General features: G+C 58.0%; 18 protein-coding genes. 7 read left to right on the top strand and 11 right to left on the bottom strand.

Annotated features, from left to right (window positions below):
- The first annotated feature begins 23 nt into the window (after positions 1-23).
- Complete coding sequence (gene hemW, locus XX99_RS11565) at positions 24-1,208, top strand: radical SAM family heme chaperone HemW (protein WP_050059557.1); 1,185 nt, start codon at positions 24-26, stop codon at positions 1,206-1,208.
- A 1-nt stretch (position 1,209) separates the two neighbouring features.
- Here the strand turns inward: hemW and XX99_RS11560 are convergent, their stop codons facing one another.
- From XX99_RS11560 to XX99_RS11530, 7 genes are read right to left on the bottom strand one after another with little or no spacing between them, the layout of a single operon-like run.
- Positions 1,210-2,340 carry a glycosyltransferase gene (locus tag XX99_RS11560; RefSeq protein ID WP_184084896.1) on the bottom strand — a complete coding sequence of 377 codons (1,131 nt, stop codon included), beginning with the start codon at positions 2,338-2,340 and terminating at the stop codon, positions 1,210-1,212.
- An 8-nt stretch (positions 2,341-2,348) separates the two neighbouring features.
- A complete protein-coding gene (locus tag XX99_RS11555) occupies positions 2,349-3,710 on the bottom strand; it encodes an O-antigen ligase family protein (RefSeq protein ID WP_050059555.1) in 1,362 nt (453 codons plus the stop codon).
- Positions 3,697-4,587 (bottom strand): polysaccharide biosynthesis/export family protein, encoded by an 891-nt coding sequence (locus XX99_RS11550; protein ID WP_050059554.1) that lies wholly within the window; start codon positions 4,585-4,587, stop codon positions 3,697-3,699. Before XX99_RS11550 ends, XX99_RS11555 begins: the two co-directional genes overlap by 14 nt.
- The gene (locus XX99_RS11545; protein WP_050059553.1) at positions 4,584-6,917 is read right to left on the bottom strand and encodes a GumC family protein; all 2,334 of its coding nucleotides are present in this window, start codon (positions 6,915-6,917) and stop codon (positions 4,584-4,586) included. Before XX99_RS11545 ends, XX99_RS11550 begins: the two co-directional genes overlap by 4 nt.
- 12 nt (positions 6,918-6,929) lie before the next feature.
- Positions 6,930-7,916 carry a GHMP family kinase ATP-binding protein gene (locus tag XX99_RS11540; RefSeq protein WP_050059552.1) on the bottom strand — a complete coding sequence of 329 codons (987 nt, stop codon included), beginning with the start codon at positions 7,914-7,916 and terminating at the stop codon, positions 6,930-6,932.
- Positions 7,913-8,722 carry a sugar phosphate nucleotidyltransferase gene (locus XX99_RS11535; RefSeq protein ID WP_082125503.1) on the bottom strand — a complete coding sequence of 270 codons (810 nt, stop codon included), beginning with the start codon at positions 8,720-8,722 and terminating at the stop codon, positions 7,913-7,915. Before XX99_RS11535 ends, XX99_RS11540 begins: the two co-directional genes overlap by 4 nt.
- A complete protein-coding gene (locus tag XX99_RS11530) occupies positions 8,700-9,731 on the bottom strand; it encodes an NAD-dependent epimerase/dehydratase family protein (protein WP_231581284.1) in 1,032 nt (343 codons plus the stop codon). The genes XX99_RS11535 and XX99_RS11530 overlap by 23 nt, the downstream gene beginning before the upstream one ends.
- A 270-nt stretch (positions 9,732-10,001) precedes the next feature.
- Here XX99_RS11530 and XX99_RS11525 point away from each other — a divergent pair, with 270 nt between their 5' ends.
- From XX99_RS11525 to XX99_RS11515, 3 genes are all read left to right on the top strand, one after another.
- Positions 10,002-11,009 (top strand): glycosyltransferase family 2 protein, encoded by a 1,008-nt coding sequence (locus tag XX99_RS11525; RefSeq protein WP_082125502.1) that lies wholly within the window; start codon positions 10,002-10,004, stop codon positions 11,007-11,009.
- Positions 11,010-11,140: 131 nt separating this feature from the next.
- Positions 11,141-11,947 (top strand): WecB/TagA/CpsF family glycosyltransferase, encoded by an 807-nt coding sequence (locus XX99_RS11520; protein ID WP_184084899.1) that lies wholly within the window; start codon positions 11,141-11,143, stop codon positions 11,945-11,947.
- A 31-nt stretch (positions 11,948-11,978) separates the two neighbouring features.
- Positions 11,979-12,812 carry a transaldolase gene (locus XX99_RS11515; protein WP_082125500.1) on the top strand — a complete coding sequence of 278 codons (834 nt, stop codon included), beginning with the start codon at positions 11,979-11,981 and terminating at the stop codon, positions 12,810-12,812.
- Here the strand turns inward: XX99_RS11515 and XX99_RS11510 are convergent.
- From XX99_RS11510 to XX99_RS11500, 3 genes are read right to left on the bottom strand one after another with little or no spacing between them, the layout of a single operon-like run.
- Positions 12,759-13,382, bottom strand: coding sequence for a D-glycero-alpha-D-manno-heptose-1,7-bisphosphate 7-phosphatase (locus tag XX99_RS11510; RefSeq protein ID WP_050059549.1), 624 nt, complete (start codon positions 13,380-13,382; stop codon positions 12,759-12,761). The two genes, XX99_RS11515 and XX99_RS11510, sit on opposite strands and share 54 nt — an antisense overlap.
- Positions 13,325-13,969 carry an SIS domain-containing protein gene (locus XX99_RS11505; RefSeq protein WP_050059548.1) on the bottom strand — a complete coding sequence of 215 codons (645 nt, stop codon included), beginning with the start codon at positions 13,967-13,969 and terminating at the stop codon, positions 13,325-13,327. The genes XX99_RS11510 and XX99_RS11505 overlap by 58 nt, the downstream gene beginning before the upstream one ends.
- Positions 13,970-14,019: 50 nt before the next feature.
- A complete protein-coding gene (locus XX99_RS11500; protein ID WP_050059547.1) occupies positions 14,020-15,045 on the bottom strand; it encodes a glycosyltransferase family 2 protein in 1,026 nt (341 codons plus the stop codon).
- Between the two features lie 217 nt (positions 15,046-15,262).
- Between XX99_RS11500 and XX99_RS11495 the strand changes: the two genes are divergently transcribed.
- The 3 genes from XX99_RS11495 (at position 15,263) to XX99_RS11485 (ending at position 19,326) form a co-directional block, all read left to right on the top strand.
- Entirely contained in the window at positions 15,263-16,927 is a 1,665-nt protein-coding gene (locus XX99_RS11495) for a lipase maturation factor family protein (protein WP_050059546.1), read from the top strand.
- A gap of 45 nt (positions 16,928-16,972) precedes the next feature.
- Positions 16,973-18,388: a phytoene desaturase family protein gene (locus tag XX99_RS11490; protein ID WP_050059545.1), complete on the top strand. Its 1,416-nt coding sequence runs from the start codon at positions 16,973-16,975 to the stop codon at positions 18,386-18,388.
- Positions 18,389-18,468: 80 nt separating this feature from the next.
- On the top strand, positions 18,469-19,326 hold the full coding sequence (locus XX99_RS11485) for an NAD(+)/NADH kinase (RefSeq protein WP_050059544.1): 858 nt from the start codon (positions 18,469-18,471) through the stop codon (positions 19,324-19,326).
- Between the two features lie 2 nt (positions 19,327-19,328).
- On the opposite strand, the gene XX99_RS11480 is transcribed toward XX99_RS11485, so the two are convergent.
- Positions 19,329-21,599 carry a PQQ-binding-like beta-propeller repeat protein gene (locus XX99_RS11480; RefSeq protein WP_050059543.1) on the bottom strand — a complete coding sequence of 757 codons (2,271 nt, stop codon included), beginning with the start codon at positions 21,597-21,599 and terminating at the stop codon, positions 19,329-19,331.
- Positions 21,600-21,746 lie beyond the last annotated feature (147 nt).

Here is a 21,746-nt window from a genome sequence, read left to right as displayed (position 1 = left end):
TCCTCGTGGGAAAATAGAAGCAGATGGAAAGTCTCGGCGTCTACGTTTCAATCCCGTTCTGCAAATCCAAATGTACTTACTGTAACTTCGCTTCGGGCGTCTTTCCGCTCGCATCCATGGATCGCTACATCGATCGGCTGGAAGAGGACCTGCGGTCGATCCGCAGCCGAGCAGCCGGATGGAAGGCGACGGTTCCAGAGATTGTCGACACTATCTATCTGGGCGGCGGGACACCTTCTCTGCTTTCACCGCAGCAGATGCAAAGGCTATTTGCGGCAATCCGCCGCGAATTTGTCGTACTGCCAGGCGCGGAGATCACCGTGGAGTGCGCTCCAGGCCAAGTCGAAGATGCAACGCTCGCCTCTATGGTGGAATGCGGAGTGAACCGGATCAGCTTCGGCGTGCAGTCGTTCGTCGACGCGGAAGCAAAGCATACCGGGCGCCTGCATACGTGCGAAGTCGCGCTTCGCGATGTGGAGCGGGTCCGCGACGCTGGCATTCCCCACATCAATCTTGACCTCATCGCCGGACTTCCGGGGCAGACGCCTGACTCGTGGCGCCGATCACTTGAAATGCTCGTCGGCGCGAATGTCGATCACGCCAGCGTCTACATGCTCGAAGTCGATGACGACTCGCGCCTGGGGCGTGAGATGGGTAGCGGCGGTCTGAAGTACTATGCGCCGCATGTTCCATCCGACGACGCCATCGCGGAGATGTATCTCGCGGCCTGTAGCTTCCTCGAGCAGCATGGTCTCAACCAGTATGAGATATCGAATTTTGCGCGTGCGGGAGCCGAATCTCGACACAATCTGAAGTATTGGACCCGGGCGCCCTACCTCGGGCTTGGACTGGACGCGCACTCCATGCTGCGGAGCGAAGGCGGAGCCGCGGTGCGGTTTGCGACCGGCGATGAGCTGCAGCCGTTCCTTGATACTCCAGGGGGGGGCGAAGCACGAACGCTTTCCAGCCAGGAAGAGATGGAGGAGGCCTGGTTTCTGGGCCTGCGCTTGAACCGTGGAGTCGATCTTGCGGCGATGCGTGCCGAGTTCGGTGCCGCTGCCACGGGGGAATTCGAGTCTGTTCTGGTCGATCTGGAATGCGATTCTCTCATCGCTTGGATCGGCGATCGCGTAAGTCTCACCGAACGCGGCCGATTGATGTCGAATGAGGTGTTCGCGCGTTTTCTGCTCGAACCGGCGGTTTCTTAGATCACTTTCTGATCCACGCGAAGCGGCTCACCACTTCGTCGTATCGGTCTTCCAACAGCGCCGTCTGCTTTTGAATGTCGAAAAGATTCGCCGCGCGTTGCCGTCCGGCTTCGGCCAACTCTCGATGCAACGCCGGTTCGGTCATGAGTCTCAGGATGGCTTTGCTCAATGCCTGCTCATCTCGTTGCGGCACCAGCAGTGCGGTCTGATTTTCTACGACTGCTTCATTCACTCCCGGCCCGTAGCACGAGACAGCAGGCAATCCCCTCGCCTGAGCTTCGCAGAGGACTATGGGCAATCCTTCCGAATCTCCATCGCCGCCAACGATGCTGGGAGCGGCAAGTACTCGCGCCCGCCTCATCCAATTGCGCACCTCGCATTGCGGGCGCATTCCCAGGAATGTCACGTTCCGCAAGCGAGTGAAGGCATAGCGCTCCAGCTCGGTGCGCAGCGGCCCGTCACCCAGCAAAATGAGCCGCGATGCCGGCAGGATCGCTTCGACCCGCTCCATGGCGCGGAGCAGGTGGATGCATCCCTTCTTCTCCACCATTCTGCCAACGAAGAGGACGATCGGTTCTCGTTCCACCACCGCGTCGTTTTCCGGCAGCTCAATACCAATGGGCAGCATCGCGAGTTTCTCCACGGGATATCCGCGTTCGAGCGCCCGACCGCGTATGTGCTCCGAGACGCAGAGGAAGAGTGATGCCTCCCGCAGCATGGTGTTTCTCCGCTCGAGGTAGATTCGACCGAATACCGTTTGCCGGAATGTGTCGTCGCTTCTGGTGACATCGTATCCGTGGAGGGTGACGACTAGCGGAACCTGAAGCGTTCTCTTCAGAGGAAGCGCCACGCAGGCATCGACTGCGAAATGTGCGTGGATGAGCGATGGTCGAAGATCGCGAAGGCTACGATGAAAATCTGGAGCCACCCCGGTCCGAAGATAGAAACGACGCCGGAGTTTGTCTTTGAGCAGGTTTTCTTTCGTCAGCGAAAGCACACAGCCAGGATCGAGTGGCAGGCCGTCCGGAAGGCGCTTCAGTCCCGCGAACCATGGCGAATACTTTTTGAGCGCGGCGGTTTGAGCAGCGATGAAAGTCTCCGAAGCTGGCAACAGCTCGGTTCGGTAAATCACGATCTGCTTCACGCCCACACCCTATCGATTGTTGATGAGTGAGTGTTCTGCAATGCGCCCGTATTAGAAAGCAGAGTGGAAAGGTTCTCGATGAGTTGCTCTTCAACCTCCAGCAACTCGATATCGACTAAGGTCGCCACGTAGATAACCCAGAACAATCCGTTGTCGATGAGAAGCGAATTCTCATCGAGATCGTAGAGTGCGACGAGCGCCAGGACGAAGAACATCCACGAGACGCGTTCTATGCGTCCCGATCGTAGCCTGGGCCAAAGCTTGCGCCACGCGCGAAGATAGCTGCACCCAAAGATGAAGAGGCCGACAGCGCCGAGCTCAAGCCATATTTCGAGAAACCCGTTATGCGCGTGAAAGATGACAAACCGCATTGCGGCTGCGACTCGAAAAGACTCGCCCTGAATTCCCCTCCAGAAACCCGCATAGCCCCAGCCCAGGATGGGTCGCTCCAAGATAAAGGGCCAGACTTGCTTCCATATCTGCGTGCGCCCGGTGAGTGTTGCGTCTCGTCCCACTAACTGAGACAGAGCAGAAAGATGCATAGCGCCAGCGACGGCTGCTGTGGTGATGGCAATCAGGCTGCCGAGTAGCAGAAGCACTCGGCTCCGGCTGTCCATTAAGCCCAGCACCTTGATCGCAACATAGCTCGCAAAAACAGCGGCCTCGATAGCCCATGCGCCACGTGAACCACTCATCACCAACACGAAGATGAATAATGCAAGGCTCAGGACCTTGCGTCCTGTTCCCTCCGACTGGCTCAACGTAATAGCCGTGGCCAAAACCATCATCCGGCCACACGCATTCTTCGAGGTGAAGACTCCCTGCCAATCGGCGCTGTGTCCGAATGTTGCGTCCAGGCCGATACGTGGAACGAGTACGGCGAGCAAGATCGTTCCCAGCGCGACGGCAAGCATTGCCATAAAAAGAATGGAAAGCTGCCGTCGCACCGGAAACCTCACGGCAAAAAAAAGTCCGAAGAGGCCAGCGAATAAAAATGGAATCGACCGGCGCAAGGTATAAAGCGGAAATTGCGACCAGACAGAAGAGATGATGGCAAGGCAGCCAAAGACCGCGGTCCAGCGCGTCGCCGGAAACCAGTGAACGACTCGCCTCCAATTGGCGCAGAGAAAGAAGCAGATCGTTGCGTAGACCAAAACCTGCGAGGCAATCCCTCCCCAGAAGGTCACACCCGATGCCGGCGAGTTGTTTACTTCCAGCGCCTGGTGAGGGGCGATGAATGGCACCGCTCCCTGCACGGCAAAGAATGCCAGGATGATGGCGCAGACGCAATCCTCGATAGCTAAGGAGCTTCGTCCTATGCGAGGCGTTCCCGCGTTGCCTGGTCTAATGTCCTGCATAAATCAATGCCGAGCTGGCGGAAGCCATGATCGAGCCGCTGCCCATCACAATATGTTTTCCAAAGTTGAAGGGAACGTAGAGAACGTCGTTCGCTTCGAGAAGAGGATCGGGAACAGCCCCTCGTTCTATTTCTTTAAGCGGAATTTGCTGCTCTTCGATCTCACCATCCTTGTTGCGTAACAGCCGTACATGCGATTCCGAAGCGGTGCGGTTAGTGCCCGTCGCCATCGCGATGGCCTGCAAAACCGTCATCCGCGATTCGTTCTGCATAACGTAGCCGCCCGGCCGCCCGACGTCGCCGAGTACGTAAACAATGCCCGCCTTCGGCACCAGAATCTTGTCTCCCGGATAAATCAGGACATTGGCCTCGAGCGCATCGTCTGCCCGGTTCGATACGAAAACTTCAGCTGCTTGTGAACGATCAGCGCGTTCTATGGTGAGATGTCGATCGGCGATGTCGGTGAAGCCTCCTGCCATGGCTAACATATCGATCAGGCTTCTCGGCGCTGGAATTGAAAACGTGCCGGGTTTGACAACCTGTCCAAGCACCGAAACCTGCTGAGTAGTGAATTCTTCGAGGGAGACCGAAACATCCGGATGGCGCAGAAACTGGCCGTCGAGGTATCTCCGCGAGATTTCGGCAGCAGCTTCCGGCACATTCAATCCGCGTACCTCAATCGCACCGATCAACGGCAGAGATATCTCACCGGAGTCGCACACTCTCACTCGACGCTCCAGGTCGGGCTCGCGCAACACGATGATATGAAGCAAATCTCCAGGTGCGATGCGCAGGCTCTCCTGAATTTTTGAATCGCTCTGCGCCTGCGCCTGCAGAGAGGAAACCAGCAGAATTGCAGCAAGCAGCAGCCTGGTCATGAAAACATCCTCCTTTCCTCTGGAGGTCTCGGTGGCGGCGGATCGTGATGCATCGGCTCGTAACCGTAGTACGAGCGAAGATCGTATGAATCAAAATGGACGCCATTAAGTACCACTCGCATCAGGCAGGACTCAGGAATCTGCTCGCGAAGGGTCATGAAGGTTCGATGGATGGCCTGTTTCGGGGTAAATCCGTGGCGCGCAATCAATAAGGTGATGTCACTCATCTGAGTAAGAACCAGCGCATCGGTGGCGGCCAATACGGGAGGGCTATCGAGGAGCACGAAATCGTATTCGTTGCGCCATTCGCTGAGCAGGCGCGCCATCTTTTTCGAGGCAAGCAGCTCGGCTGGCATGGGAGCGATACGCTGTCCGCATAACAAGGAAAGATTGCGCAGTGGCGCATAAGCGAAAATTGGCGGTTCATTATCCGCGATCAACGCGGCGTCGAGTCCAACATCGCCCTCAATGTGAAGCTCGTCGCAGACTGACGGGCGGCGGAGGTCCGCGTCGACCAGCAACACATGAGCGCCAAGCTGGGCGAGCATCCCGGCAAGATTGACTGCAACCTTACTCTTGCCTTCACCCGACACGGAGCTCGTGATCAAAACCACTTGCGAGCGGCGCCCATTTCTCAGCAGAAGAAGCGAAGTCCGCAAGGCACGCAGCGACTCGAGAAACAGCGCATCGCGAGATCCCGCGTTCGAGCCTTCCTCGGATAGGAAGAGCGGTTTGTCCCTGGATGCTTTCCGGCTTACGGGCAGCCGTCGTCTCAAGCGATCAGCTTGCTTCAATTGCGGAAGCACGCCGAGAAGCTGCGAACCGGTAAGTCGCTCCAGGCCATCCAGGGAGCGGACCGTGTGATCCGAGAGCTCGGAAAACACAGCGCCCACGCAGCCGAAGAAGAGTCCACCCACCACGGCAGCTGCGTAGCACAAAGGCAGATTGGGACTCTTGGGGCGATGGGTGGGGGGAATGCGGCCAGGGCTGACAATCGTAAGGTTGGTCGAGTGCAGGCCTTCGAGGACTCCCGCCTCTTTGAGCTTGGTCAGCAGTCCTTGATACACGCCGCGGTTGCCTTCCGCCTCCTGCCGCGCCAGTTGATACCCGACGGCCTTGCTACTGATCTGGTCGGCGAGATCTTGCTGTTTATCGAAATCATCGCGAGCGGAATCTTCAGCCGCCTTGGCTACTTCGAAGCCTGCATGAGCCCGCTGGCCCACGCGAACGATCTCCTCGTGAATGGACTCCTGGACACCATCGAGTTCGGAATGCAGCTCTGCGATCCGGGGGTGCGCGGGACCATAACGAGCGTCGTTCTCGGCAATCTCAGCGCGGACAGAGGCCTCGCGGGAGCGCAAGGTCTGGAGCGTCGCCAGGGAATTGTTCAGAGCTGGAGCTCCTTCGGCGCTTGAGCCGCCCGCCAATGTGGAGATCAGTTCCGGATCGCCCGTCTGCGAAATGCGGTCGATTGCATCCGTCAGCAGACGATTGGATTCGGCCGCCACGAGGCGCTGGTTCAATGCATCGAGGCGCTCCAGAACGATATTGTGCGGGGCATCGTCTCCGTATATCCCGGCCTCCCGCTGCAATCGATTCGCTTTGCTTTGCAACTTTGCGGTCTGCTGCCTCAGATCCTGTAATTCGTTCGCGAGCGACTTCGAGGCCTGTGCGGTGGCGTGAACCCGCGCCTGGTATCCATAGTCGATGAGACCCTGAATCAGTCGATTGACAATCTCCGCAGCCAGCCGTGGTTCGGGATCGGAATATCGGATTTCAATGAGGCGTGTACCTGTCTCGGGTGTGATCTTGAGATGAGAGGCGAAGATTTTCAGGGCTACATAGCGGCGATTGGGTGCATCTTCAAGATCGATAGTAAGCGGCTCGATGGGCCGTCTCCAGAAGAAGATCCATCCCGGAAGCTGAAAGCCGCTCTGCTGCGCGGGGAAGTAATCGTGCGAATTCTCTAGCTTCAGATCCTTGATGGTCTGGAGCGCAAGTGTGGGCGACTCCAGTATTTTCGCCTCCGTCTCCAGGGTCATACTGTAGTCGAGGGAATCTGCGGCTGCTGTGGGCGTATCTCCGGTTACGCTGTTTTCAAGACCGAAGACAGGCGGAGGCTCCTTCTGCACTTCGATCTCTCCTATCGCTTGAAAACGCGGCGTGGCGGCGATGCAGTAGATGGTCGCGAGCGCCAGCATGGTCCCCACGCATCCGATGACGTACCCGCGCCGGCGGCGCAGCACATTTATCAGATCGGTAAAGGTCCACTCCTGCCTTCCTGTCTGAAGCAGATCGGCAAGCTCGAGGATGCGTACTCCGGTCGTCATATTGCCTGCGTCCTATGCGCTTCTGGTGTGAACAACGGATCCGTCGAAATCGAAATTGAACTCCATCTCCGCCAATCCCGCGTCGTTCATGCAGTCGCGTAAGCGCTTGCGGTCTGTCGCCTGAAAGAGCAGAAATCCGCTGCCGCCGGCTCCGACGAGCTTCCCTCCTGAGGCACCGCCTTTGGTTCTTCCCATCTCGTAGATCTCATCGATCTGGTCGTTGCTCATGCCCTTCGACCTGCATCGCTTCCGTTGCCAGTGTTGATGCATCAGAGGGCCGAACTCGCCGATCCTGCCGCTTTCGAGCGTCGCCTGGATCTCGGCTCCCAGCTGCTTGGTGAAATGCAGGCCATCCAGCATCGCGGCATCGGCCTCTTCGGTGCGCTTCTTTTGATCGCGCAGGAGCGAAGATGCCTGACGGGTGCGGCCAATGAAGAAAAGCATCAGCGAGTCGCGCAGCTCGCGAACTTCGGCTTCATTCATCTTGAGAGGATTCAGCGTGACGGTGTCGTCGCAGTGATAGCACTGGCATAAGAGGCCTCCGTAGGCAGCAATGTAGTGGTCCTGCTTTCCAACCGGCTCCTCAAGTCGCTCCATCTCCACCTCCACGGCTTCGCGCGCCAGCCTGTCGGCGGTAACTGGCTCGCGCTTGTAAGCATGCAAAGCGTGGATAAGCCCGACCAAAAATGAGCCCGAGGATCCCAGTCCAGTGCCCGCCGGCACATCCGCGATGCTCACAATTTCGACGGGGTTTTGCACTCCGTGCATCTCGATCGCTCCCTTGAAGAGAGGATGAGAGATGGAATCACTGCTAAACCGATGCTCGTTTTCCGAGTAGCGAAGAAAGTAACCGGGAAGGAAACTTCGATTAATGGTGAGGTAGACATACTTGGTGATCGCAGCCGAGATGACCATGCCTCCGTATTGGCGGTAGTAAGAGGGCAGATCGGTGCCGCCGCCGCCAATCGAGATGCGTAGCGGTGTTCGCGTCATAATCATGCTCGATCCCTCCCGACGGCCGCGGCTCCGATGGAAGGAGCGGAAAAGTCTTGGATCGGCGCAAACCGTCTCCGAAAAGAACCCCTCAAGAATTGATCAGTCTCCTGCAGACCCACGATCGAGCCGATTTCATAGAAACGTTCGGCGACTTGGAAGGTGGCAAGAGCCTGCTCTCCGATCAAACTTTGCAACACCTCGGAAAGACCAAAGCGCGAAGACTGCGGCCAGCGTTGAAAGACTTCCGCGAAGAAGAAGCACAAGCCATAGTCGATATGTTCCATCGCTGGGACCAGACGATCCTTGTCGTAGCGAACGATTTCGCCCGCGAACTGAACGTTGCTTGGCTGCCACTGGTTCCGGTTGCGCAGAAGCGTCATCAGCGCGGGCCTGCCGCATGTGAGAAAAGCCTGAAGCGCCGGGCGAAACGGAGCTGTCAAGTAGCTATCGCCATAAAGCACGGCAAACTGCGGACCCAGGAGCGGCAGCGCCTGACGAATCGCTCCGCCCGTGCCGAGAAGCTCCGATCCGTCCCGGGAGTAACGGACCTGGCATCCGAAGCGAGAGCCGCCGCCGACGAAAGATTCGATCTGCTCCCCAAGATGTCCCAAGCACATAACGACGCTGCAGAAACCCTGCCGCGACAACAGCCGAAGCTGGTGGGCGATAAAGGGTTCGCCGGCAACAGGCACCATTGACTTCGGGATGGTAGTCGTCAGGGGCCGCAGCCGCGTCCCTAAGCCCCCCGCGAGAATCGCTACGGTAGGAGAGTGATCCGTTATGTCGTTACGAAACGAGGACGCGTTCATCGGCCACCATCTCTTCAAGGGAACGTTGGATTGCCTCGAGGCAGTTGAAAGCAGGTTTCCAGCCCAGCGCGCGAATACGAGTGGTATCCAGCCGCACGTTGGGCACATCGCCCTTCCAGCCGCGACTGCCTCCGGTATAAACAAACTGAGGATGTTCGCGCAGGCCTAACGCTTCTACGGCTAACTCCGCGATCTCGGTAACTGTAACCGTCTCGTTCGTGGCAACGTTGAAGACCTCATAGTTCTCCCGCGACCGCTCACAGACAAGCAGGATAGCTTCGATTACATCGGAGATATGAATATAGCTTTTGCTCTGCCTGCCATCTCCCAGAATTCTCAGCCGGGCCGGGTCGGAGCGGAGTTTGCGCAGAAAATCGAAGCCCACTCCGTGGGTTTGCCGGGCTCCGACTACATTGCCGAAACGGAATACCGATGCCGATATCCCAAACATCGAGCAGTAGCTGGCAATCAGCGCCTCGCCTGCCAGCTTGCTCGCCCCATAGGTGGAAATGGGCTTCAGCGGACCGAATTCCTCTTGAATGGCCGAATCGCCCGCTTCGCCGTACACGCCGCTGCCCGAGGCATAGAGCAAGTGGGGAACGCCGGCACGCCTCATCGCTTCAAGTACGTTGTTGGTGAGCACCGTGCCTTGATGGAAGTCGATTTCGGGCTCCTCCACTGCACGCGAGATATCGGGATTCGAAGCTAGATGAACAACTACATCGTGCTCGGACATCGCCTGGATGAGGCGGTCTAGGTCGAGCACGTCGCCTTGCGTGAGTCGGAATCGCTTCTCACCATGCGCGAGGTGCTTCTGAATGTGCCATTCGCGGCCGGAAGAGAAGTTATCGAAAAGCGTCACATGAAGGGCGCGCTCATCCTTCATCAAGCGATCGGCCAGATGGCTGCCTATAAACCCGGCGCCACCGACGATGAAGAATCTGTTGCGCCCCGTCGCGTAAGGCAACTGCTGCTCAGCTTTTTCAGAGGTGTCTGTATCTGCGATCAATGGTCAGTCCCCCTTGACTACAAGTGGAAATAACTATGTTGAGTGGATTGTTTTCGCGAGTCTGGGGAAATGTAGCATGCCGATATTGGGACGCCCAGATTACCTAAGTTATAAATCAACCCTATTGGCGATTGACGCAGGGTAAGTACTTAAGGCTATATAGGCGTAACAAAACATAAGTTAGCTGATGCAGCCGCAACATAGCCTATTTTTGAGGCTAAGTTGTTTGAGATAGCTTCTTCGCAAAGCTGTCGTCGGCACTGGCTGCGAATGAATTACGACTCCGCTGGGACGAGGTGGCTGTTGGATCGAATAACCGTAGGTCTGCCCGTTCATAACGCAATGCCGTACCTTCCGGAGACGATGGCTAGCCTCCTGGGCCAGACTACGGATTGTTTCGAGATCCTGGCGATCGTCGATGGTGGCACCGACGGCAGCCTCGCCTATCTGGAGTCGATCCACGATCCGCGGCTTCGTATCCTGAACCAGCCGCATCAGGGATTGACTTACACGCTCAATCGCATGCTCGAGGAATGCAAGACCGGCTGGCTCGTTCGCCAGGACGCCGACGATATCTCGCATCCAGATCGGCTCCAGAGGATTCTCGGCGCCATCGAACAGTATCCCGATGCAGGAATGTTCTATTCTTTCGCGAACTATCATCCGCGAGGTCACGCAGTGGGTTCGTTTCGCTGCTCGCGTGGAACCCCCGCGGAGCTACGCGACATAGTACGGGATGGCTATCTCCTGTCCATATGTCATTCCACCGTTATCTTAAATGTGCGAAAAGCCATGGGCATAGGAGGTTACAGACTTGAATTACATAATGAAGACGCTGATCTCTGGTGGCGCATGGCTCTGCTCTATGACATTCACTGCATCCCAGAAGAGCTGGTCGGATTTCGTCAAAGCGCAACCAGCATAAGTTCCAGGAACCTTTGCGAGCAAATGGTCGCGGGCATCTATATTCAGTATCTTCTGCTTTCTTACTTATGGCGGCGTCCGCCGCAGTCCGTAGACGAAATTCGCGACCAGTTGGCTGGGCTGCTTCCAAAGGGAGAGTTTGAGGCTAAAGAAGGGCTGAGGGCATTTAATATCCATCTCGTTGCTAGGAACTACGGTGAGGCAGTGCGCTCTCTCTGCGCTTCGGTGAAAGCGTCTCCTGCCTACTTCGTAGGGCGTCTGCGCGACGAGTTATCCTCCTCGCATCGCATCGCGAACGGCGTCCGTCCCCACCTGTTTCTGGAGAGGAAGGAAACACTGTGGCCGCAATGCTAGGTAACGCAGTTATCGCGTCTCCGCCGGAAAGACCGGGGGATTTTGCAGACGCTCTTGTTTTGCTGCCAGTAGATCATCCGAAAAAACGCCAACGGGTGGAAATCGGAAGGGTTCCCATCGATCGCATGACGATGGCTGAATCGGTTCAGTGGGTGATCCAGCGTTTGCGACAGAGAGCATCCACTTCTCCTTTGCTGGTCATGGGCCCCAACGCCCATCTGGTGACGCTGGCAAACAAAAACGCGAAGTTCAGAGCCGCTCTAGCGAGCGCTGATCTGAATGTTCCCGATGGCATCTCGGTGGTGCTGGCGTCAAGATTGCTGGGCCTGCCGATTCCCGAACGTGTTCCCGGCGGCGAGCTCATGGAGTGTCTCTGTGAGGAGTGTGGACGCTTCGGCCTGAGCGTCTTCTTTCTCGGCGGATTATCGGACGCAGCGGCAGGAGCGGCCGAGCAGCTGAAACGCCGTTATCCCTCGCTGCGAATAGCAGGCTGCTATTGTCCGGCGCACGGATTTGAAAATGATCCCAGCGAATTGGCCGCAATCCGCCAGTTAATAGCGGAAGCCAGGCCTGATCTGCTCTGCGTTGCATTCGGAGCTCCGAAACAGGAGATATGGATGCAGGAAAATTGCCCGACTCTTCCGATTGGGGCAGCCATTTCCGTTGGAGCGGCGCTTGATACATATGCAGGCTTGCGCAAACGGGCGCCCCGTTGGACCCATCGAGTCGGCATGGAATGGCTTTATCGTCTGATACGCGAGCCGCGGCGTCTGTGGCGCCGCTACCTCATCGGAAATCTGCAATTCGTCATTCTGCTCGCCGGCCAGTTGGCACAACAGGTTCTTATCTCTCTGGCCAAGGCCTCGTCTTCGATCTATGACTATTCGCCGAAAAAGCAAATATTGAACTGGAAATGTTCAAACGAGAAAGTCGAGTGAGGTGTTTCTTCACTTTAGGAGGAAGAAAATCATGATCAGATTTGAGAACCTGAGCGTAAAGCTGTATTGCGATGGCGCGGACTTAGATAACATCCAAGGTCTTTGCTGTAATCCTTGGATCAGGGGCTTTACCACCAATCCGACGCTGATGAGGAAAGCTGGAATCGTCGACTATCAGGCTTTCGCTCACCGTCTCCTGTGTCTGGTGCATCCGCGCCCCGTATCTTTCGAGGTCTTCGCGGACAATCCCGAAGAGATGGAGGCGCAGGCTTTGGCCATTGCTGGATGGGGCTCCAACGTGAATGTGAAAATTCCGGTGACCAACCCGGCAGGGAAATTCATGGGGCCTTTGATCCACCGGCTCTCCGCCGCTGGTGTGGCCCTGAATATCACGGCGATTCTCACCCTCGGCCAAGTCGAGGAGGTTGTTCGGGCGTTGTACCCGGGAACTCCGGCGATTGTCTCCGTCTTTGCCGGCCGCATTGCCGATACCGGTGTGGATCCCGTACCTATCATGAAACGCGCGGTAACCATCGTCCGGCATCTGCCCAGAGTGGAGCTTCTGTGGGCCAGCCCGCGCGAGGTGCTGAATATCTTTCAGGCCGACGAAGCCGGATGCGACATCATCACCGTGCCGCCAGATCTGCTCAAGAAGCTCGACTTGATCGGGAAAGACCTAAAAGAATATTCGCTGGAAACGGTCGCCATGTTTCACCGCGATGCCTCGATTGCTGCTTATTGCATCGATACCGGCGAGAGTCATATTCGTCCCGATGTTCATCCGCTGATGTCCGCGATGCCTCTGCAGCTTTCACGTCCCGCAGGTGCGAAGCTTCCTGGCCGAGTTGGAGCGCTCAAGAATTAGGCGCGCCGCCTCGGCAAGATGTTTGGCGAAATAATCTGCGTCTGCTTGGCATCTCCGTGCCGGTGCATCGTCGATGAAGATGGTTCGCGTTCCGGCCTTTCTTCCACATTGCATATCCGACTCGCGATCCCCGATCATCCAGGACTCTGCGAGGTTCACATCAAAAGACTGCCGTGCCTGGTAAAGGAAGTAAGGCGACGGTTTGCGACAGATGCACGGTCCGGAATAGTTTGGATTGCTTCCGTCGGGATGATGAAAGCAGTAGTAGCAATCGGCGAAGTGGATGCCGGCCGATGAGGTATTCGAAAGCAGCTTGCGATGGATCGTCGAAGCCGCCTCCGGACTGGACTTACCCTTGGCATAGTTAGGCTGATTGGAGACGACAAACAGCAGGAAATTGGCATTCTGCAATTTCATGAGCGCATGCAAAACGCCTGGCAGCAACTCGAATCTATCCGCCGTCAGCGGCGATTCATATTGCGACGCCGCCGGATTCCAGACGTTGCGGTTGATTACACCGTCGCGATCGAGAAAGACTGCTCGTTTCCCGCCATGTTGGTCCGTTCCCATTTCATTTCGTTCCTTTTCAAAAGCGGATGCGACACGATCAGATGCCAGACGATGGCCTGAAATGATTCGGTATGCGCAGTGATCGTTTCGGATGAGATGGTGGGAATGATCACGCATGCGTCTGCCATCTTGGCGGTGAAGCCGCCATCGCGGCCGACGATTCCGGCAATGCTCGCGCCTACCGCCTTCGCGACCCGCAGGCTTTCGACGAGATTGACGCTGATATTCGCTTTCACATTTCCGCCGCCGACCGAAAGGATGAATACGGTGTCGGCTGCACTCAGCCGGCTGGCGAGCAGCAAATTCGCATAGCAGGTATCCCAGCCGTCGTCGTTGATGCGGGCGGTCAGCTCGGCCACATTATCCGTCGGGGAGTAGCATTCGATTCCTGCGATCTTTCTGAAGTCGTTGGCTGCGTGGCTGGCATTCGCGGCGCTGCCGCCCACTCCCAAGAAAAAGATTCGTCCGCCGCGGTCGCGGGTGTCGCGAAGAAGATAAATGACGTTGTCGATGGCTTCGCCGTCGAGACTGAGTGAAAGCTCCGACGTTTCGATCAGATGATTTCGTGTGTAGTCGGTGATCTGCATTGGGAAGGTCCTCACTTTCTCAGGTTGGGTACGACTAAGGATGGTTCCGGTCACACTCGTTGCGGCGATTGAGCGTCTCGGCGTGACGACGGATGGGGATGGAGATTTCGAAGCCGGCTCTTGATCGCCGCTCGTGTTCTTTCGGGTATCCAAAGAAGACTGGCGATACTCAGCAGGGAACGAGGCGTAGCTCGGCCCTTGGAAAAAAACTCCAAAATTAGCTTGGCGTAAACTCGGCCACCGGCGTGGGCTTTCACCGCACGGGAGATGCACTCGGTTGCGAGGAAGAAGGAGTACGCGCGCGGTGTGAATGAGCCGCGCATCTCCCGGGCCCAGCTTCGTGAAAACTCCCAGTCCAATGACCTGCCTACGCTGGCTCTTCCTTCCTCGACGTTGAAGATGGAAAGCGCTTCAGGGTGCATGTGAAATTCAACGCCAGGATGCGCTGCCGCGCGAAGAAGCCAGTCCCAATCCTGGTGGCGCGCGAGATCCTTCCGGAAAGGAACGTCCAGCATCAGCCTCCGCGGCGTAAGGAGCGTTGACGTCTGCATATAGCGCGCACCATCGATGAACCTCCTGCGGCAGAAGAGGAATTCGCTCATCGCCTCGCGAGAGTCGTAGAGCTCCCGTGGCGAAATCCAGTCGAAGGCTCCGGTGCGAACGATGGTCGGCGACGAGACCACAGGATAGACTGCTCGAGATCCGTATGCGGTCTGAATCTGCTCCGTCACCTTTTGAGGCAGCCATTCATCGTCATCGTCGAGAAAGGCCATCCACTCGCCGGTCGCAGCGTTCACTCCAATATTTCTTGCCTCGGCAGCTCCGACCTTGGCTTTCAATTCGATAACCCGCAAACGTGGCTCATGCATCGCCGCGGCCAGCTCCCGGGTTGGATCGTCCGGCCCGTCGATGACCAGAACAACATCGAGGCTGCGGTAAGTCTGCCCGAGGGCGCTCAAAATCGCTCTACGCGCCAGCAGGGGCCGGCCGCATGTCGGGATGATCGCGGTGACGAAGGCTGCTTCTTCCGGTGACGAAACAGCGCGCCCCGCTTCTGGTTGAGGAGCTGTGGACATACTTTATGTCAATGTTTGTGAAAGTGGCCTCAGCATAGTCGAGACTCAAATCGGACTTCCTTAGCAAATCGGGAAAGCATTGAACTTTTGTAATCAAGAGAGTTCCAAAACAGGACCGAAAGCAGGCAGCGTGACTACCCATAGGGCAATCGGGGTAGCCAACATTCCCGGCGCAAAAGGGTTATTCTGAGCGTCGATGACAACTGAGTCTTCAGCCATGCGATCGCCCCGCGGAGTTCTACGCTGGCTCTTCGATTCGAAGTCGGGAATGTCCAACCGTCTGATCCCGCGCTGGCTGTTTTTGCGGGCGCTGGCGGCGATTTACTTCTCCGCCTTCTACTCGCTCCTCTTTCAGGCTCGCGGCCTTATCGGGCCTGACGGCATCCTGCCCGCTGGGCACTATCTCGACGCGGTCAGCCACGCGCTTGGGCCGGCGCGGTTCTGGTTTGCGCCAACCCTCCTGTGGATCTCGTCATCTTCAGCCATGCTGCTTTTGCTCTGTTGGGCGGGTGTCATCGCATCGATTGCAGCCCTCTTGAATCTCTGGCCCAGGCTGAGCTTCTTTATCTGCTTCTCTTGCTACCTCTCATTCGTCGCCGCCGCGGGAGACTTCTCCGGCTATCAGTCGGATGGCATGCTGCTGGAGGCCGGCTTCCTGGCGCTCTTCTTTGTCCCCGGAGGGTTGCGCCCAGGCTGGGGAGCGGCCTCGCCGCCCTCCCGCGCCAGCCTATTCCTGTTGCAGTGGGAGTGGTTTCGCATCTACTTCGAGTCGGGCATGGTGAAGCTGCTCAGCGGCGATACGCAATGGCGCGACTTCACCGCCATGGACAACTACTATCAGAATGGTCCGCTGCCGACCTGGGTGGGATGGTACGTGCAGCATCTGCCGCACTGGTTCCACGCCGCTACCGTCGCCGCGACGCTGGCGATGGAGTTCGTTGTCGTGCTGCTGCTGTTTTTTCCGCGGCGATGGCGTGTCATCTGCTTCTGCATCGTGACGCCATGGGAGATCGGCGTCATTCTCACCGCGAACTACACCTTCCTGAATTACCTGGTCCTCTCGCTCGGCATTCTGCTGCTCGACGACCGGACTTTGCGGCGATTCATCCCAGGATTTCTGCATCCGCCCGCGCCTGTGACAGAGGATCTTCAAGTAGATGAACCAGAATCGAAGGAAGAAGCACCTCTCTCTCTGCTTGCCGGCGGGCCGGCGCGAAAGAAAACTGCAGGCCGCACGTCGACCTCGCAGCGTCTCGCCGGCCATTGGGACGCGCTGCGGCTCGCCACCTGCGCCGTTATGCTCACATGGATCGCGTACGCCACTACGACCGAGCTGATCGCGATGCCGCAGCACATTCTTCCTCTGCCAGCCGGTCCCGTTCGAGTGCTCGAACCCTTCCGCATCGCCAATCAATATGGGCTCTTTGCCGTGATGACCCGAGGCCGCTACGAGATCGAATTCCAGGGCTCGAACGACGGAGAGCACTGGACGGCCTATCCCTTCCGCTACAAGCCGCAGGCTCTCAACGAGCGGCCGGGAATCTATGCTCCCTATCAGCCGCGCTTCGACTGGAACCTCTGGTTCGCTTCGCTGGGAGACTGGCAGCAAAACAATATCGTTCCTCTCACTGAGGAGCGGCTGCTCGAAAACGACAAAGATGTGTTGGCGCTCTTTCGGGGCAACCCATTTTCCGGAGCTCCTCCGAAGTACGTGCGCGCCCTGCTTTGGCAGTATTGGTTTACTTCGATGAGTGAGAAGCGGCAGACAGGGAACTGGTGGAAGCGGCAGCTTCTTGGCTTGTATGCTCCGGCACTCACACGCCTGCCGGATGGAAAAATGGGCGTAGTGCAGATGCCGCAGCCGCTGCCCCAGCATGATTGATCGCCAGCCTATAGCTGATGCCGGCCATAGCTGATAATGAAGCCTATGCGCTCAGCTTCCGTCATCGGTTCCGGCCCGAATGGTCTTGCCGCGGCCATCGAGCTGGCTCGAGCGGGTTTCAGCGTCGATGTCTATGAGGCTGAGGAGCAGATTGGCGGAGCCTCGCGAACGCTGCCTCTCACGCTGCCTGGCTTCGGCCACGACTTCGGATCGGCAGTACATCCCATGGCGGTAGGTTCGCCGTTTTTCAATTCGATTCCGCTGCACAGACACGGCCTGGAGTGGGTTCACGGCTCTGCGCCGCTGGCTCATCCGTTGGATGACGGCACGGCAGTTGTACTCGAGCGGGACTTGAACGATGCCGTTCACTCGTTTGGAGAAGATGGCCGAAGTTGGAGGCGGATGGTCGAGCCCTTCGTGGCTCGCTGGCCCGCTTTCGCCGAGGAGATTCTCGGTCCGGTTCCGCATCTGCCACGGCATCCGTTTCTGCTGGCACGATTCGGTCCCCAGGCAGTCCTGCCTGCGACGATGTTATCCAAGCTATTTTTCCGCTCCGCCCGCGTTCGCGCGCTCTTTGCCGGTCTTGCCGCGCATTCTTTCCTCAGCCTCGATGCACCACTCAGCTCGGCGGTCGGCATCGTACTGGCAGCAACGGCGCATGCGGTCGGATGGCCCGTGCCGCGCGGAGGCGCGCAAGCGATCCCTGATGCGCTTGCCGGTCATCTGCAGGAACTCGGCGGACGAATCCATCTGTCCAGTCGGATCACATCGGCGGCTGATCTTGAAGACGGCCTCATCTTGTGCGACGTGAGCCCGCGCCAGCTTCTGTCTATTGCCGGCAGCCGGCTCACTCCCGCCTTTCAGGAGAAACTGACGCGCTTCAAGCCGGGGCCGGGGGTTTTCAAGATCGATTACGCATTATCGGAACCCATCCCTTGGACGGCGTCCGGCTGCCACCGCGCCATCTGCATCCACCTGGGCGGATCGTTCGAAGAGATTGCGCGCTCCGAGAGTGCGATGGCAAAAGGCCGCATCAGCGGCCGGCCATTCATGATTCTGGCGCAGCCCACTCTCTTCGATCCCACCCGCGCGCCGCAAGGCAGGCATACGGCCTGGGTCTACTGTCACGTTCCCAATGGATGCACGGCAGACATGACGCAGATTATCGAGAGCCAGATCGAGCGCTTCGCTCCCGGCTTCCGGGATTGTGTGCTGGCGCGCCATGTTTCCACTCCGGCGACACTGGAGTCCAGCGACGCCAACCTGATCGGCGGTGACATCAGCGGAGGCGCCATGAGCGCGGGACAGTTGCTCTTCCGCCCCAGTCTGCGCCAGTACGCCACATCCGATCCCAATCTTTACCTATGCTCGGCTTCCACGCCGCCGGGAGGCGGGGTGCATGGGATGTGCGGTCATCACGCGGCCGAGCTTGCCATCCGAAGAAGCAAAAATCGGAAATGACCCCAGCGACGAATCTTTTGGAAACGAATCCTCGCATCCATAAATATTCTTTACGCGCAGCTTGGGTACACTAAAGGTTCATGCGACCAGTAGCTATCATTTCAAAGCCGCAGAAAGCAGGTCTGGAGACATTGCTTCCGGAGCTCGTGCTCTGGATGAAGGCTCACGACCTCGACCCCATTCTCGATCCCGTCAGCGGAAACTACACTCAGGCAGCGCGGGTCGTTCCGCGCCATCTGCTTCCGGGTGAGAATCCCGCTCTGGTCGTCGTCCTGGGTGGAGACGGCACACTTCTCTCTGCCGCCCGGGTCTTTTCGAAGACCGGAACGCCGATCCTCAGCGTCAATCTCGGCTCGCTCGGCTTTCTCACCGAGGTCCGTCTCGCCGATCTTTATTCGACGCTCGAAGGCTGGTGTACGGAGTGTTTTGCCACAGACTCGCGTTCGATGTTGCACAGCGAGCTCTGGCGCGACGGCAGGCTCTATGCTTCGCATGAGGCGCTCAACGATGTGGTGGTAGCCAAGGGCGCGATTGCTCGCATGGGCGACTTCCGGGTGCTGCTCGACAACCAGCTGGCCGCCGTCTTCCGCGCCGATGGTGTCATCGTCTCCACACCCACCGGCTCGACCGCCTATTCGCTGGCTGCGAATGGTCCCATCCTGGTGCCGGATGTCGATGCGCTGATCGTAACGCCGGTCTGCCCTCACCTGTTGACCATCCGTCCCATGGTGGTGCGCGGCGATGCACGGCTGACTCTGAATATCGAAGGCATTCCCGACCAGACCTTCCTCACCGTCGATGGCCAGGAGGCCATCCCGCTAAAGGTCGGGGACGAGCTGCACTGCTGCCGCTCGGAGTACAAGGTCAATCTCATTCGCTTGGGACACGCCAGCTTCTTCGATGTCCTGCGCGCCAAGCTCAAGTGGGGCGAGCGCTAGAGTCAACTGGCAGGGAGCAGCCCGAAGACGGCCACGCCCGTCTGTGTTGCGACATACACCTTCCCATTGACGATCAGCGGTGTGATGAACTTGTTTCCGTTCCCAAAGCTGTCCCGTGCGTTCGCCGCCTGTCCGCTGTTGTAAAGCTCATGCGCCAGGTTCGTGGCATCATAGGCATGCAGAACACAGGCACTGGTGAGGCTGGATTCGAGCGCCCATACGATGCCATTCTGAGTACCGTTCGCGGAGATGCCGGGAGTGGTTCCAGGGTAGGGAAAGGTAATCGCCGACTGACTCGATGCCATCGCAGCAAGACGCGCATTCGTGACCGGGAAGGCCTTCAGGGAATCGTCCACCGCTCCGTAGTAAAGAGTGTTGTTGAAGAACGCCGGTGAGGAGAAGACTCCGCCGGAGAGCGCCCCGGTAACCTCCTGGTAGATGTTGCTGTCGGTGGAGACGTTCAGGTTGAACTGCCCCAGATCATCTCTGTTGCCGAGATAGATGTTCCCATCTTTGCCCGCGCCAACGATCAGATGATGAACAACGCCGGCGGCATCTGCCACATCTGGCAGCAGCAGTTCACCGCCCGATCCTAAATCGGTGTCGTCGGCTGATTCGCTAACCGTATTGAACGTCTCGAAGTAGTCCGCAACTCCCAGCTTTCCATTCGTGATTGAAAGCTTCAGCATGCCATTGCCGTAATCGCCGTTCACCGGAATGCCGTTCGTGAACGTGGTATCGAAGGTTCCGTTCGCGTCGAGCAAGTAGATATTGTTGTTGCTGTCGGCGGCCATTCCGTCGCCGCTCATCCAGATCGAGCCCTCACTGCCATTGGGAGTGACGTTCAACACCTGCGTCTGCTGCAGCGTCGACTCGCTATAGGCCATTACCCAGCCGGTATAAGGCGAAACGTCGCAGTGCGAGGTCCAGCCAAGGTAGATGTTCCCCTGCGATAACAGCAGTGCGGCACGCTCCGCATACTGCGCCGGGTTGAAGACCACATTGCCATTCGTGCTGTTGGCTCCGGTTCCCGGATAAGTAGCCGTGATCTCGGTTGGGCTGCCGCCGATCTCCGCTCCTGTCGTGATGTCCAACGCGTGCAGGCGCTGGTGATAGGCACCGGTTCCGTCTTTGCTCATGCCGACGACGAAGATCGTGCCGTTTGTGCCTAGCTTGCGATCGATCACCGGCGTCGAGGTGATTCCTATCTGCGGAGTGATCTGTCCGCATCCGTGGTCGTCGCTAGTCGCTTCTCCGCTGCCCAGAACGGAGATCTTCCAGAGCTGCGTACCGCTATCGGCGTCGAAGGCGTAGACGCTGTCGTTTTCGGTAGCGATATAGAGAACGTTATGCAGTGCTCCTCCAATGGTCACACCTCCCAGATACAGAGGTTCCGCGTCCACCTTGCCGTCGACGGTATCGAAGCCGAGCTTGCCGAACTGCGTCGAATTGACATTTGCGAGTGTCAGGATGCTCTCCTGGGCATTCAAGCCGTCCCGCGCATTGTCATAGTGATACGTCGTCACGTCTGGCGTAGTGGCGGTGGTGCCCGCAGCGAGTACGGTCAGGTTCAGTGGGGCAGCGCTGGTGAGGATGCCCGAAGTGCCGGTGAACGTGACCGTCGATGCAGAGGCTGCCGCGGTTGCCGCGGCGGTGAGTGTGATGTTCTGTGCCGTTCCCGGTACAAGGGTCAGAGTAGCGGGATTGGCAGTAACTCCTGATGGGAGCCCCGTAATCGCGACCGCCACCGAACTGGTAAAACCATTGGCCGCAGTTGCCAATACGCTGATAGAGGAGCCGGCTGCCCCAGCGGTTATGGTCGACTCCGTCGGCGTGATGCTCAGCGAAAAGGCGGCCGGCGGCGCGGGAACAGAGACGGTGAGCGCAACAGTCGCGGAATGGCCAAGTGTTCCCGAAACCCCGCTCAGGGTGATCGTAGCGGTTCCGGCCACAGCCGTCGCGCCGGCAGTGAGAGTCACATTCTGCGCTGTCCCGGGCGTCAATGACAGCGTTGCTGGACTTGCGGTGACGCCGGTGGGAAGTCCACTGATTGCGACCACTACTGTTCCGGTAAAGCCATTGGCCGCGACCGCGTTAACGCTGATCGCCTGCCCAGCCCCTCCGAGGACGAGGGCGGCCGTCGCCGGAGATGCGGTGAGAGAAAAATCGGCTGCCGGAGCTGGAGGGGAAGTCTGGGTGGATTTCGACGATCCACCACAAGCTGTCAGAATCAGGCAGAGAATCGAGCAAGCCAGACGCGCATTCTTTGGCAAGGGGCCTCCATCGACGCTTCCCTGCAGTTCTGCCCGTCTGCGGCGAACTCAACATTCTCGACGGCAACTAACCCTGGCAGAAAAAGCGATCAATAAAAGGGGTGAGATGCGAAAGAAATGCATACTGGCCACAAGTTTTTGAGGATT

It is taken from the genome of Silvibacterium bohemicum (assembly GCF_001006305.1).
Taxonomy (GTDB): domain Bacteria; phylum Acidobacteriota; class Terriglobia; order Terriglobales; family Acidobacteriaceae; genus Silvibacterium; species Silvibacterium bohemicum.
This window is presented reverse-complemented; position numbering and strand designations above follow the sequence as displayed.